This window comes from Veillonella atypica (assembly GCF_041431435.1).
In the GTDB taxonomy this organism is placed as follows: domain Bacteria; phylum Bacillota; class Negativicutes; order Veillonellales; family Veillonellaceae; genus Veillonella; species Veillonella atypica.
On record NZ_JAPVXV010000011.1, the window covers coordinates 1 to 15,078 of the forward strand.

Sequence of the window (15,078 nt, forward strand, 5' to 3'; positions counted from 1 at the left end):
TTATTGAGCAATATATTTCAAAGGACGCCTTTATGAATTCTTCCATATATCGAAATTTAACTATTACTGCTTTATTGATGGCATTAGCTATCATGATTCCTATTATGATGCCTCTGAAAGTTGTCATTCCGCCGGCATCGTATACACTAGCGAGTCACGTGCCTATATTCCTGGCTATGTTCTTGTCTCGTAAGATGGCTGCTTGTGTTGTTATAGGCTCTACGCTAGGTTTCTTTGTAGCTGGCTTCCCTATCGTTATCGTTATGCGCGCTGCATCTCATATCATCTTTGCCTTGATGGGGGCCTATTATATTAAACATCATCCAGGCGTATTGACTGGGGCTCTATCCTTTGCTACGTTCAACCTTGTATGTGCCATCGTTCACGCCATCGGTGAAGTATTAGCATGCCTCTTGTTCTATACTACGACTACGATGCCAAATATCGATCTTATCTACGTCGTATTTGTCCTTGTTGGTGGCGGGACCATCATTCATAGTATAGTTGATGGATATATTGCGTTATATATCTATAAAGCTATCCCAGGATTATCTAAGCCTGAGAATAAATAATCGGACGTTATTCTAGCTTATTTAAGCTAGATAATAAACAACCCGCTATTAAAACTACATATGCTCGTAACCACTCATAGGAAATCTATTGTACGCTAATGTATAGAATTTGATTATCTATGAGTGGTTTTTTAGAATAATTATCAAATCTGTACCTGCAGATACAGACTTATCAATGTGATATGGGTATAATAAAACCACAGTTAATGACCGAGTTGTGATATATGCATAGGTATATAGATAGGTACATATACACAGATGCCACATAGGCCATACATATTGTTAATTGTGAAAGACTTTCACAAGAATTATGGAGGTTATTATGAGAAAGCATATAAAAAATAACGTGTCTTGGGTTGGTAAAATTGATTGGGAATTGCAAGAATTCCACGGCTCTGATTACAGTATTAATAATGGATCTAGTCAAAACGCGTACTTGATTGAAGAGGAGAAAACCGTCCTCATCGATACCGTATGGAAACCTCATTCCTCAGAGTTTATAGACAATTTGGAATCTGAAATTGATTTAAATAAAATTGATTTTATCGTATGTAATCACGGCGAAGTCGATCACAGCGGTTCCTTGCCAGCATTGATGGAAAAAATCCCTAATACGCCGATTTACTGCACAGAAAATGCCGTTAAGTCCTTGGTTGGTCAATATCATCATCCAGAATGGAATTTTAAAACTGTGAAGACAGGTGATTCTGTAGATATCGGCAACGGTAAATCTTTGGTATTCGTAGAAATGCGCATGCTCCATTGGCCTGACTCTATGGCAACCTATATGACTGGCGACAATATTTTGTTCTCTAACGATGCGTTCGGACAACATTTTGCGGTAGAAGAATTGTGGGCCGATAAGGCTGATCAATGTCGTCTATGGGCAGAGGCGATGAAATATTACGCTAATATTTTGAATCCATTCTCTCCATTGGTAAAAGCTAAGGTTGAAGAAATTCAAAAGCTCAACTTGCCAATTGATATTATCGCTACTAGCCATGGTGCAATTTGGCGTGAAAACCCATTGCAAATCGTAGAGAAATACTATGAGTGGTCTCAAGCATACCAAGAAGACCAAATTACAGTCGTATATGACACTATGTGGGATGGTACAAAGAAATTAGCCCATAAAATTGCCGATGAGATTGCTAAACAATCTCCTGATACACGGGTTAAGATCTTTAACATCAGTAAAACAAATAAAAACGACATCATGACAGAAGTATTCAAATCAAAAGCGATTGCTGTGGGATCCCCAACAGTAGGGAATAGTGTTATCTCTTCTGTAGCGGGGTGGTTAGACTTCTTGCGTGAGTTGAAGTTCAAAAATAAAAAGGCTGCTGTATTTGGTACCTATGGATGGTCCGGTGAATCTACGAAGGTACTTCGTAAAGAATTAACTAAATATGGTTTCTCCGTGGTAGAACCTGAAATTAAATGTAACTGGAACCCAGATGTAGATGATTTTGGTAAAGCAGAAGAACTTGTAAAAGCCTTACTAGCATAATATCTTAAGCATATGGTAGGGCATTAAAAAAGGTGTACCAACACAAATCAACGTGTTGGTACACCTTTTTTATGTAGTAGCTTCTAGTTAGTATATGTATCAAACACAAAATCTATAATTGTCCGAATGGTTTCATTAGCTCCTATAATCTTGATTTGTTTATACGATTTGAGTCCTAGAATTTTAATTGGATCTGCCAATAAAGCGGTTAAGAAGCTGTGTGTAGCTGTTATAGCGTGAGAGAAATCAAGGATTACGGTTTCTCCTTTTTGTATAGCCGGAATAATTTTTCGCTCTCTAAGATTAATGGCCTCTAATTTGACTTCACATCGTTCTCCACAATAGTTGTACATATCAATATACAATTCGGGAGCGCGGACTATATTATTTCGTTTAGCTACAGTTTCGGTAGCGTGTTTTCTGAAATCCTCTAGGTGTTTATGAAGGTCATATGTTTTTAATCTATCAAAACCAATGGTCATGTATATAAATGTGCCGGGCCAAGAGTTGTTTAGCGTTGTGTATGTTACATCTAGTGGAGAAATATGTGCGACACCATCGCCCGATACGATATACATATCTGCTTCTAATGTTTTGCCAAGATTACTAGATAAGTAAAGGCCCATGCCAGCATTGTTTTGCTGTTTATAAGGTCCTACGTTGACGCCAAATGTACCAGAGATTTCAGGCTCTAGTGCCATAGCGATGGCATCTGTATTGTTTGTGAAAGGTGCATAGGTTTGTTCTAAATGGTTTTTTATACCAATACCGAGGTCGGCAAGAATAAATGATAGTTGGTTTTTATCTCGATACCAGTTAAATTGTAATAGAGAAGGAATTTGAGGATTGAAACCATGTTCCAATGCATTATATGTTAGTTCGGATATGATATAACGAACTGCATCCTCATATCCTCTAATTAAATCTGTAGGTAAGTCCATAGCGTAATCACGAATTGTATTTAGCATTTGCGTAATATTATGATCTTTGTATTTAATGGCGAAGATGGGCTTGTTGTAAACGTAGTGAAAATTGTCTTGTGTATTGTCTAGAACGTTAAAACAACCCTTGCCATCAATATTTTTCCACATATTATAAAATTGAGTATTTTTTGTATATCTCAAATTCACATATACATGGTTTCTTTTTAGATACCATATATATTGAATTAGTAGAATTAAAGACTGATAATCCGCCATTTTACATTGTCTTGCATCAATTGTTACTGAGTTACCTTCGTGATCCCATCTAAATAATTTAAGAATATTATCAAAGCCGATAATCCCCTTGTGTTTAAATGTTAATGTATTTGGTAATGTTACGATTAGAAGTTTTTCTTTTGTCATACCTGTTGTGTTCATGCTCTCTCTCCTTTACGTTGACATAGGTATATGTTGTTGATATACTTTGTTTAAAGATAACGTCCTAGAGACATTAAAGAGCGGAATGTTCGTCTCTCGGTTGTCTCAGTTGACCCCGTACTTTGTATGGGGTTTTCTTATATCTATATTATAGAACTAATGTTTGTAAAAACAAGAGAAATATAGCTATTATGATTTATTGATACATATCTACTATTATTTCATGATTTTTGCAGTTTTATCATACTGTTCCGAAGTAGTTTCATTCTTCTGTATGTCCAGCTATTTCCTCATCTTGAATTGGATGTATTAATTTTATACAATATCTGTAATATTAATTTATGGGAATGTAGAGCATTTAGGAGAGATAGATGAGTTGTCAGAACTGGTGGCGCCGCCTAGGTTTAGTTATGTGTATTGCAGCGAGTGTAGGCATTGTAAGTGGCTGTGAGTTTAATATGGGTAATTTAAAGAATAGCAGTCAGGTGAAAGCTACGCAAAGCGATAGTGAGAAGGAAATCTGGCGTGTTTTTAAATTTTATTTAGCTGCTACAAATGAGTTTAATTTCACGAGTGTAAAATATAGTCATCAACATGTAGAAACGGTGCAGCAAGCACGGCAAAATGCACCGTTAGCTGAGTTTAAGGTGCGAGATTACGAACGCCTTGAGCAAGAACTCATTGCTGCACGGGGAGCAGGGCATACACATAGTGACTTGGAAGCGGCTACAGATGCTTTATTACCGGTATTGCACGACGTTGTGGTGGCTGTAAAAGAGTTAGATACGTATTATAAAGAAAAGCGCTATGAATCAGATAATTATGCATTTGCCCAGACGCAATTGGAGAAACTTTCAACATTAATAGATGAATTTAGGCCGAAATATGATGCGTTAGACACAATTGTTAATACCTATCACAAGCAGGAGGGTGAACGTCTTGTTAAGCTGATGCGCAACAATGGGCAGACGAATGGCGCTAATATGACGGAAATGATGCTTATCTATAGTGGTATAGTAGATCATATTGTAGAGCATAAATCGGATAGTGATTTCCAATGGGTGAAAGCACAGAAAGAAGCCGCCGATGGGATTGGGGCAAAGATTACTGCTGCCGAGGCTCAGAATCGTTTAGAACAAAAGAAACATCTTGATAAAGCGATTGAGGATTTTATTGCTGATCCTCGTAGTGAAACGGAAGAAGCTGTGGTTGAGCAATATAATGAAATGGTAAGTAGTCCAATGAATTTTGCATTATTAGATTCTGTGCAGAAGCCGTATGTGCCGCAAGAGTTATAAGTAGGTCAAGATAGTGAACATCCTACATTATGCCACCGTTGCGCCGAGGTAGTAATAAATATATAATATTTAGTGAATATAAAGCTGGAAATGATTGTATTTATCTGATATGTTAGTTATAGTGTTTTTATCAAATCAATTTGATTATAATATTGAACGTTTTAAGATATAATAATCATATAGAGTAACGGTTTTATTATTTTTTGAATGGAGGGCGCAACTATGTCCATGGCAAAAAAAATAGAGAAAAAATTATTGGATAAAGAAGAAAAGCGTGCTAATGAATTATTAGACGAGTTACATATGGATAAAAAAGATGATTCCGATATTGCAGTGAATGTAGAAACCGGTAATAAGGTCTATGATCGATTATTGAAAAAAGAGACAAAACGAATGTATGAACAAGAAGAGGAATTAGGTATAAAACCTAATTCAAACAAAAAATAAATTAAAGAATAGTCGTATATAAAATGATTATTTTGTAATGCTCACATACAGATGGTTTGTTTTATAGCTTTAGCAGTGGTTACATCAGTAGTCACTGCTATTTTTATTAAGACTTTAAAATCTTTGTAAAATTAGGTAATGAAATATTTGACAATCTACCCTCGAGAGCCCTATAATTATCTATTATATGAATATTGCGTTGAAAAAGACGGCACGTCTCAGACGGATTTAGTAGAGACCAAACTCATGGGCTGAAAGGTTTGGAAATCTAGAGATGTGCGGATCACTTTGGAGCAAGCAGGAACCCTGCCGGTGAACACCGTTATATGTCTAAGTGGCTTTCACAAATTGAAGCCTAGTTATTTCGTATGCTCGGAATATTCTAGCTTTCATAGAAGGTCAGTAGGGTGGTACCACGGATATTACGTCCGTCCCTTCGGGGACGGGCGATTTTTTTATGTAAAAGGAGCACATCATGGATTACGGTAAGACGTTACATTTGCCTGAAACAGAATTCCCAATGCGCGGCAATTTGCCTAAGCGCGAACCAGAAATCTTAAAGTTCTGGGAAGACAACAAAATTTATCAAAAACGTTTGGAATTGCGTAAAGACGCAAAACCTTTCATCTTGCATGATGGCCCTCCATACGCAAATGGTAAATTGCACATCGGTCATGCCCTCAACAAAACGTTGAAGGACATCATCATGAAATACAAAACAATGACTGGTCATTATACTCGCTATATCCCTGGTTGGGATACGCACGGTTTGCCAATCGAGCATGCGGTTATTAAAAATACTGGTCTTAATCGTCATGAAATGGCGCCTCTTGATTTGCGCAACAAATGTAAGGAATATGCATTAGAATGCGTAGAAAACCAAAAACAAGACTTTATTCGCTTTGGTGTATTAGGCGAATGGGAACGCCCTTATTTGACATTGCGCCCTGAGTTTGAAGTTAAACAACTTGGTATCTTCGGCGAAATGGCAAAACGCGGCCACATCTATAAAGGCCTTAAAACTGTATACTGGTGTACACACTGCGAAACTGCATTGGCAGAAGCAGAAATCGAATACGCTGAGAAAAAATCCTTCTCCATTTACGTAAAATTCCCTTACGTATCCGAGAAAAAGGTAACATTGCCAGCTGGCGTAGATCCAAAACAAGCATTTGCTGTTATCTGGACAACTACTCCTTGGACAATGCCTGCTAACGTAGCAATCTCTGTTAACCCAGAGCTTGAATATGGTTGGGTAAAAGTAGGTGACGAATACTACTTGATGGCTACTGAACTCGTTGATGCGGCTATGAAAGATATCGGTATCGAAGACTACGAAATCGTAAATCGCTTCTCTGGTGCAGATTTAGAATTGGCTGAATTCAAACATCCATTTGTTGAACGTAATGCTACAGTATTGTGTGGTGACCATGTAACACTCGAAGCAGGTACTGGTTGCGTACATACAGCTCCTGCACACGGTGAAGATGACTTTAACATCGTTATGCGTTATAACAAGGAAGGCAAAACTGAACTTCCTATCGTATCTCTTGTTAATGAAACTGGTAACTACACTAAACAAGTGGATGACAACCGTTATGGTGATACTGAATTCCCATTGGCTGGTGTAGAAATCCACGATGCAGAGGTACCTGTAATCAAAATCTTGGCGCACAACAATGCATTGCTTCACAAATCTAGCTTGCGTCACCAATACGCTCACTGCTGGCGTTGTAAAAACCCTGTTATCTACCGTGCTACAGAACAATGGTTCTCCTCTGTAGATGGATACCGTCAACAAGCGCTTGATGCAATCGACAATCAAGTACAATGGATTCCTAAATGGGGCCATGATCGTATCTTCAACATGGTTCGCGATCGTGGTGACTGGGTAATTTCCCGTCAACGTATTTGGGGCGTGCCAATTCCTATTTACTATTGTGAAAGCTGCGGCGAGCACATCATCAACGATGATACTATCAAAGCATTACAAGAAAAAGTAGCTGTAGAAGGCTCTGATGCTTGGTGGGCTCACAGTGCAAAAGAATTATTGCCAGAAGGCTTCAAATGTCCTCATTGCGGTCATGATGAGTTCAAAAAAGAAACAGACATTATGGACGTATGGTTCGACTCTGGTTCCTCTTGGGCTGGCGTACTTGAAGTTAACGGCTTAGATGTACCATGTGCTATGTACCTTGAAGGTTCTGACCAACATCGCGGTTGGTTCAACTCTTCCTTGTTAACTGCCGTAGCAACAACAGGTAAAGCACCATACAACTCTGTATTGACTCACGGTTTCGTTGTGGACGGCGAAGGTCGCAAAATGTCTAAATCTGTAGGTAATACAGTAGCTCCTAGCGACATCATCGACGTATATGGCGCTGATGTTATGCGTTTGTGGGTATCCTCCGCAGATTACCAAGCAGACGTACGCTTGTCCAAAGACATCGTAAAACAATTATCCGAAGTATATCGTAAGATCCGTAATACATTCCGCTTCTTATTAGGCAACTTGGATGACTTCAATCCAAACACTGACAAAGTGGCTTACGCAGATATGTCCGAATTCGATAAATGGGCATTGTTGCGCTTAGAAGAAGTACGTCAAAAGGTTACTGAAGCGTACGAAAACTATGAATTCCACATGTTGTACCATGCAATTCATAACTTCTGCACAGTAGACTTGAGCTCCATCTACCTTGATGTAATGAAAGATACTATGTATGCTGAAAGCAAAAACAACGTAGCTCGTCGTTCTGCTCAAACAGCAATGTACGAAATTTTGAAAACATTGGTAGCCATGGTATCCCCAGTACTTTCTTTCACAGCAGAAGAAGTTTGGAAATACATGCCTAAAGAAGACGGCATGCCTGAATCCGTTATGCTTCAAGATTGGCCACAAGGTCATCCTGAACACTTCAACCAAGAATTGGCTGATAAATGGAGCCAATTGTTAGACTTGCGTACATCCGTACAAAAAGCATTAGAACTTGCTCGTCAAAATAAAACAATCGGTCACCCATTGGATGCATCCGTTACAGTATACGCTGAAGGTGCTGCATTCGACGCATTGAATGCTCTTGGTGAAGAAGGCTTAGCTAAACTTGTTATCGTATCCGAAGCTCACATCGTCAATGGCGCTGCACCAGCAGAGGCTGTAAAAGACGAAGAAACGGGCATTGCAACAGTAGTTGCTCCATCTGAACTTGAAAAATGTGAACGCTGCTGGATCCACCGCGATACAGTAGGCCAAGATAGCGAACACCCTACACTTTGCCATCGTTGTGCAGAAGTAGTGAAAGCTCTCTAATAGCGACTTATTTTAACACTATATAAAAAATATCCCCTCCGATAAGCTCCACCGGCTTTAACGACCTAGCGGTCTAGCCAAAGTCGCTTCTCGAAGGGGATATTTTTATTAGTCTAAAAACTGCATTCTCTATTATAGAACCTTTCTACGTGGGAAAGGTCAAAAGTCGCCTTCTAAAGGGGATATTTCTATTGGCGTTTAAACTACATTCGCTATTAGAGTGCTTTTCTGGTGTTTTTGTTTTGTGTTACAATGATGGAAATATTGGCTGCTAGTAAAGGGAGGGAATATCATGCAATTTATGTTAATGCATAGGGATGTACCTGTCTTACAGTTTGCTATTTTTGATGATAGAAATTGGGCCCGTATTATTGATGTATTGAATGCGGCTCATGTACCTGTTAATATGCTTGGGCAGCCTCATAATAGGGAACGTGCTTTAAATGAATTTATTGACCATCGATTTATTCCGCAAAGTCGTTCTAATTATGATGTTATTAAGGCCTTGTATAAGGCAAAAGATGCGTTTGAACTGTCCATGCGATCGTACATGGTGAGTATTTCTGATCATTATTGGGTTAAACCTTGTGATAGCTCGGTGACTTGGTCTGATGTAAATTTTTATGATAATCCCATTCCTGATGATCAAGTGTTAATAGGGGCTATTGATACATTACATCAATATGATCCGTGGCGTCGGACGCCGAATACATCGAATAATGGGACATTGCGTCAGATTTGGTTGCACCGCGGAGATGAAATTTTGCTTTCAAAAGCGGGCGAATTGACCTTTAAACAGGAACCATTTAATGAGGCCGTCGTCAGTGATGTATTGGCGTACTTTGATGTACCTTATATAACGTATTATTTGGATTATATGTCGGATGAAGCTGAGAATGTATCGGTTTGCGACTGTTTTACGAATCGAAATGTAGAATATATTCCTGCATGGCAATTGACGTCTAACACGAAATCTAACGATGTGAGTGAGTACGCGCATTACGTGAATCAGTTGCATTCATTTGGTCTTACTGATGTGACGAGTCAGTTAGAACAAATGATTGTGCTTGATGCGCTCATTGCTAATGAGGATCGTCATTGGGGGAATTTTGGTGCTCTTCGTGATAGTGAAAGTCTAGAATTTATCGGCCTTGCGCCTATTTTTGATAACGGAAACTCCTTGGGGTATAAAGCGGCATCTGTTATGCGCAATCGTAATACGGATATGTCCGTAGCTTTTAACAAGACTCATACGCTGGAATTGAAACATGTATCATCTGCTGTGAAAGTAGACTGGGATGGTATTATGAATCATTGTATGGAGATTGTAGAACATAGATATAATCAACTGGTAGAACCGGAGTTTGGTATGGATCGTGCACATATGATTGGTCAATTGATACAAGAACGAGCAAAAAAATTAAAAATTTTTTAGATTTATGAACTCATTGTATGCTACCATTCTCCTCGAATGTGTGATGATAATTGTTATCGCCCGATTTTCCTCATGAAAGCTTTATGTGTAAAAATCTACTCGTTTCACATTAGAGTTAAAATACTCGTTTATGATATTTATAGTTAGTTTAGTAAGTGAGTGTATGAGAAGGAGGAATATGCAATGGTAGTAACAATCATTAAAGCTGTTATGACTGCTCTTACTGGTTTGGTAAACGCATTATTGCCTTTATTTAAATAATAAAGTTCCCAAAACCCTCATAAACCCTCAAAGCTTGAGTATGTATACTCAGCTTTGAGGGTTTTTCTTTATGTCTATGTTTACGTATATTTGATGTATATACTATACAGTATTAGTATTTAAACGATATTTATTGTTGGTTTAAATGTAGGCTCTTTCGTTGACTATATCTAAATATATACATATAATAAAAATGAAATAAAGATGAATATACATCTTAGAACTACATATAGAGGGAGAATGAGAGACATGAAAAGAATATTAGTTGTAAAAGCTATGGTTCTTGGAGCCATAGCTTGTTCTATTAGTGCTATTGGAGTTGCAGCGGGTGTAGAGTCTACACATATACAAGATGCAACCAATACACAACAAAATATACAAGGCACGGAACAACATGATGCCGTGCAATCCAATTGGATGGACCGCACAGATATTAAGGTTGGCACACAGTCTAAAGTGGGTACACAAGTGTCTATAGAAACATTGCAACCATTAACTCATTATGATGAGAACTCCAAGTCCGTATTGTTTGTACAAGGCGGTATTGGTCGAGGTGGCCAAGAGCATTCTGTTAGTTACTATCACGGATATCATGAGATTTGGTATCCTTATAACCCTGTAACAGGTAAAGGTGACCAACGATATATGGCAGAAAAATATGAACATGCGAAATCATTAGGTACTGTAGCGAATGTAGGTTTAGGGTATCGCCATCTTAGTAAGAATGAGCATGCCTATGTTGGTGTTAATGCCTTCGTTGATCGCGCTTTCTCCGAGAATGCGAATCGTGTAAGTGGGGGCCTAGAATATGTATCAGGTCTTAACGAAGTCCGTGCTAATGTATATAGAGGTTTAGTGAGTGTGAAATCGCAATCTGATATGATACATTTACCGCCATCGTACTTCACATTTAATTTGGCTGGGGGCCCTGCTTACTATATGCCACATACATCTCAAAAGGTATTATCTGGATATGATGTAAGTTATGCTCGTACATTTAAAAATGCTCGTTGGGCCCGTGTACATGCGACGGTATATCATTGGAATGGTCTTAGTGTGCCTAATCATAGCAATGCATTATTGAAAACGCTTGAAATTGGCAACAGTCATGGATGGAAAGTAGGAACTACATTACAAGTAACGCCTCATGTATCGCTAGATGTAGGCTATACATCGGATAGCAAAGATACTAGTGGTGCCTATGGATTTGTTAAATATACATTGGGTACCTCTAAGTTTGCTTGGCATGGTGGTAAACATAGTGATGATGCTATTACAAATGCTCGCGCTAGAATGCTAGATAAGGTAGATCGTAGTCCGTTAACAATAGGCCATACATATGAAGAAGATTGGTATGTAAAACCTAATGATCATTTATGATACTACCGTAGTTTTACATATAGATATTTAATTCAGGCATGTAATAAAAGGGAAGTAATTTAAATGAGCAAGACATTAATGATAAAAACAATGGTTTTAGGGGCTGTAGTATGTGCATTTAGTTCTACAGGTTTTGCAGCAACTGTTCAAAATGGGCCTGGACAAGGTAGCATAGCTTCTGCTACAGAAGTGAATGAGGCTAAACATGAAGCTGTTCGTTCTAATTGGATGGACCGTACGGATATTAAGGTGGGCTCACAAGCTAAGACCGGTATGCAAGTATCTGTGGGTACATTGCAGCCCTTAACTCATTATGATGAGCATTCTAAGTCTGTACTCTTTGCACAAGGTGATATAGATAGCCGAGGTGGAGAAGCTCATGAGTTTAGATATTACCATGGTGCAAGCGGTTGGTGGTATCCGTTAAACCCACTTACAGGTAAGGGGGAAGGGACTAATGTACCAATCCAGTCTCAAAAGACTGAAAGATTGGGAACTGTAGCTAATGTAGGTGTAGGTTACCGAAGTCTCAGCAAAGGTGAACACGCTTATGTAGGTGTAAATGCATTTTATGATTATGCTTTTTCCCAAAATTATAACCGTATAAGTGGTGGCCTAGAATATGTATCAGGTCTTAATGAAGTCCGCGCTAATGTATATAAGGGGTTAGGCGGTATAAAAAGTGAACACTATCAAGTAGATTTAAGACATATTGATTATTTTCCATTCCCTCTAAATGGTGGTACTGCTAGTTATGATGTATATAAAACTAGCAGGGTATTATCTGGATATGATGTGAGTTACGCACGAACATTTAAAAATGCTCGTTGGGCTCGTGTATATGTAGATGCTTATCATTGGTCTGGCATTAAGGTTGCATCTTATGGATCAGATGGTCCGTTAAAGGTTTTTGAGGCGGGTAAAAGTAATGGCGTGCAAGTGGGGGCAACATTGCAAGTTACGCCACATGTATCATTGGACTTAGGATACACATCGGATAGTAAGTATACTAGTGGTGCTTATGGTTTCATCAAGTATACGTTGGGGACATCCAAATTTGCATGGCATAGGGGCAAACATAGTGAGGATATCATTACAAATGCGCGCCATAGAATGTTAGACAAGGTAAAACGCAGCCCTATGATGATTGGCCGTGGTTATGAAGAGTATTGGGTGGTAGTGCCTTGGGATAATTTATAAAATTGATGATTTTTTATAAAAATCAAAGGGGAGAGATTTACTAATGAAACGTAAGTTAGTATTAACATCTATGATTCTAGGTGTCATAGTGTGTAGCATGAGTGCCGTAGTGAGAGCGACCGATGTAGCCCAACAAGTAAGCGATACAGCAAGACATGATGCTGTGCAATCTAATTGGATGGATCGCACGGATATTGCTGTAGGTGTACAGACCGGAGGTCAGTCCAAATTAGATAAAGGACATTTTTTAACGGATGACCAAAATTCAATCTATAATAAGCAGTCTGATTATGGTAATTTAACGAAAGCCTATATAGAAACATTGCACCCTATTTCTCATTATGATGAGAATAGTAAAAGTGTTCTGTTTGTACAGGGGCGTATTGGACGTGGCGGTGAGAAAATAGCATCAAAAGAGATGAGGGGCTATTTTATTAATGAACCTATAATACTTAGGAATGGGCAGCTATCTAGTTACACCAAAAAAAATACGGATGAAAAATCATCAGAAACATTAGGAATTATTGGCGCGGTTGGTATTGGATATCGACGTCTTAGCCGCAATGAACATGCCTATGTAGGTGTCAATGCATTTGTTGATCGAGCTTTCACAGGCAATTACAATCGTATTAGCGGTGGTGTAGAGTATGTAAATGGACTCAATGAGGTATATGCCAATGTGTACAGAGGGCTTGGGGATAAGGACCTTGTAAAAGGTGGTGGTGGTAATCCATACCCTAAACGTTTGTATCCTAATGGTTATCCATCAGATTTCCCATACCATACGATTCCTAGTGAGAATTATTATACCTACAAAGGCGGTAGAGCACTAGGCGGCTATGAAATCGGTTTTGCTAGATCCTTTAAGAATGCTCGTTGGGCTCATGCCTATGTAAATGGATATCGCTGGAAGGGGCAAGGTTTTGGCCATGAACAAAATTATAATTGGGGACGTCCAGGCCATTGGTCCGTACCATGGTTTTCTGTGCGGGATGCAAACCACTATAAGGGTATTAAAATCGGTGCTGAATTACAGTTAACACCACATATATCCTTAGATATTGGGTATAACAATGCAAACAATATGTCAAAGGGGATGTATGGTACTGTGAAATATACATTAGGTACATCTAAATTTGCCTTCTGGGGTGGCAAGCATAGTGATGATACGATTACTACAGCTCGCTCTAAAATGCTAGATAAGGTACGTCGTCAAGACATGATTGTAGAATCCTTTGATGATATTGAATACGATTATTTAGCACCTATCGATCATTTATAATATGGAGAAAATGTTAGTTTTATCATTGTTATGAGAGGGGACTATATATAATGTCAGGTAAATTATTATTGAAAGCTATGGTTTTGGGTACTATGGCTTTCAGTATATCTACAATAGGAATGGCAGCAGAGATTCAAGATGTAAATGGACTAGATTCTGCGTCACAAACAATTGCATCCAATGCGGCTAGGAAAGAGGCCGTTCGTTCTAGCTGGATGGACCGTACAGATGTGGTAATCGGCGTTGGTATGAAAAATTCTGAAGAGTCGAGAAGTCATCAATATCATAATTTTAAGCCTTGGGAAAATCATCCTATTGTGGGGACTTCTGATAAATCCAAATCTACAGAACTTAACAAGTTATACATTGAGACATTACAACCTGTAACTCATTATGATGAAAATGCTAAAAGTGTTATCTTCGTACAAGGGCGTATAGGACGTAGTGGTGAAAAGATATCCTCTAATAAATTAAATAACTATTGGGTTCCAGATAGACCGGCAGGGACGTTTACGGTACATAACGGGCAAACAGATAAGGAAGAATCATTAGGAATGAATGCTAATATTGGTATTGGCTATCGTCGCCTTAGTAAAGGTGAACATGCTTATGTAGGTGTTAATGCATTCTATGACCATGTGTTTAAAGGTGGTTATAAGCGTGTTAGTGGCGGTGTAGAATATGTGGCAGGCCTTAATGAATTTCATGCTAATCTGTACCGAAATCTAGGAACTGATGATAGAAAATATACAGGGCTCCCTGGTCGAACTAATAGATTGGGTGATTCTACTGGCTTGTATCCATACGGTAGAGATGATAATACCAGTCTTTATAATTATGCTAAGGTCGATTATGAAAATCACTGGATTCTAAGTGAAAATACTGTGGCTAGAGGTTATGATATTGGCTATGCCCGAACATTTAAAAATGCTCGCTGGGCTCGTGTCTATGCGGATTATTATAATTGGCGTGGTAGAGAGGCTGTAAGAGTAGGGTATTATAAATTAAAAAAACGTGATGCC

The 15,078-nt window shown here is 38.6% G+C and carries 11 protein-coding genes; 10 read left to right on the forward strand and 1 reads right to left on the reverse strand.

Translation table 11 applies throughout. The features are described from left to right. Positions 1–32 precede the first annotated feature (32 nt). Both O3598_RS09425 and O3598_RS09430 read left to right on the forward strand, forming a co-directional pair. Entirely contained in the window at positions 33–572 is a 540-nt protein-coding gene (locus tag O3598_RS09425) for a hypothetical protein (protein ID WP_371452503.1), read from the forward strand. A 322-nt stretch (positions 573–894) separates the two neighbouring features. Next, positions 895–2,082, forward strand: coding sequence for an oxygen-binding di-iron domain-containing protein (locus O3598_RS09430; RefSeq protein WP_371452493.1), 1,188 nt, complete (start codon positions 895–897; stop codon positions 2,080–2,082). Between the two features lie 83 nt (positions 2,083–2,165). Here O3598_RS09430 and O3598_RS09435 read toward each other — a convergent pair whose 3' ends face one another. Continuing rightward, entirely contained in the window at positions 2,166–3,443 is a 1,278-nt protein-coding gene (locus tag O3598_RS09435) for an STAS-like domain-containing protein (protein ID WP_371452495.1), read from the reverse strand. Positions 3,444–3,814: 371 nt separating this feature from the next. On the opposite strand from O3598_RS09435, the gene O3598_RS09440 reads away from it, so the two are divergent. The 8 genes from O3598_RS09440 to O3598_RS09475 form a co-directional block, all read left to right on the forward strand. Beyond that, positions 3,815–4,741, forward strand: coding sequence for a YiiG family protein (locus O3598_RS09440; RefSeq protein WP_371450379.1), 927 nt, complete (start codon positions 3,815–3,817; stop codon positions 4,739–4,741). Positions 4,742–4,963: 222 nt separating this feature from the next. Further along, entirely contained in the window at positions 4,964–5,188 is a 225-nt protein-coding gene (locus O3598_RS09445) for a hypothetical protein (RefSeq protein ID WP_227041244.1), read from the forward strand. 475 nt (positions 5,189–5,663) lie between these two features. Further along, entirely contained in the window at positions 5,664–8,498 is a 2,835-nt protein-coding gene (ileS, locus tag O3598_RS09450) for an isoleucine--tRNA ligase (RefSeq protein ID WP_371452496.1), read from the forward strand. 292 nt (positions 8,499–8,790) lie between these two features. Then, positions 8,791–9,933 carry a HipA domain-containing protein gene (locus O3598_RS09455; RefSeq protein WP_371452498.1) on the forward strand — a complete coding sequence of 381 codons (1,143 nt, stop codon included), beginning with the start codon at positions 8,791–8,793 and terminating at the stop codon, positions 9,931–9,933. 510 nt (positions 9,934–10,443) lie between these two features. Next, the gene (locus O3598_RS09460) at positions 10,444–11,574 is read left to right on the forward strand and encodes an inverse autotransporter beta domain-containing protein (RefSeq protein WP_287500986.1); all 1,131 of its coding nucleotides are present in this window, start codon (positions 10,444–10,446) and stop codon (positions 11,572–11,574) included. A gap of 63 nt (positions 11,575–11,637) precedes the next feature. Beyond that, positions 11,638–12,774: an inverse autotransporter beta domain-containing protein gene (locus tag O3598_RS09465; RefSeq protein ID WP_316065431.1), complete on the forward strand. Its 1,137-nt coding sequence runs from the start codon at positions 11,638–11,640 to the stop codon at positions 12,772–12,774. Between the two features lie 43 nt (positions 12,775–12,817). After that, complete coding sequence (locus O3598_RS09470; RefSeq protein ID WP_287528263.1) at positions 12,818–14,056, forward strand: inverse autotransporter beta domain-containing protein; 1,239 nt, start codon at positions 12,818–12,820, stop codon at positions 14,054–14,056. A gap of 50 nt (positions 14,057–14,106) precedes the next feature. Beyond that, a partial coding sequence (locus O3598_RS09475) for an inverse autotransporter beta domain-containing protein (protein WP_371452501.1) occupies positions 14,107–15,078 on the forward strand: 972 nt, incomplete at its 3' end.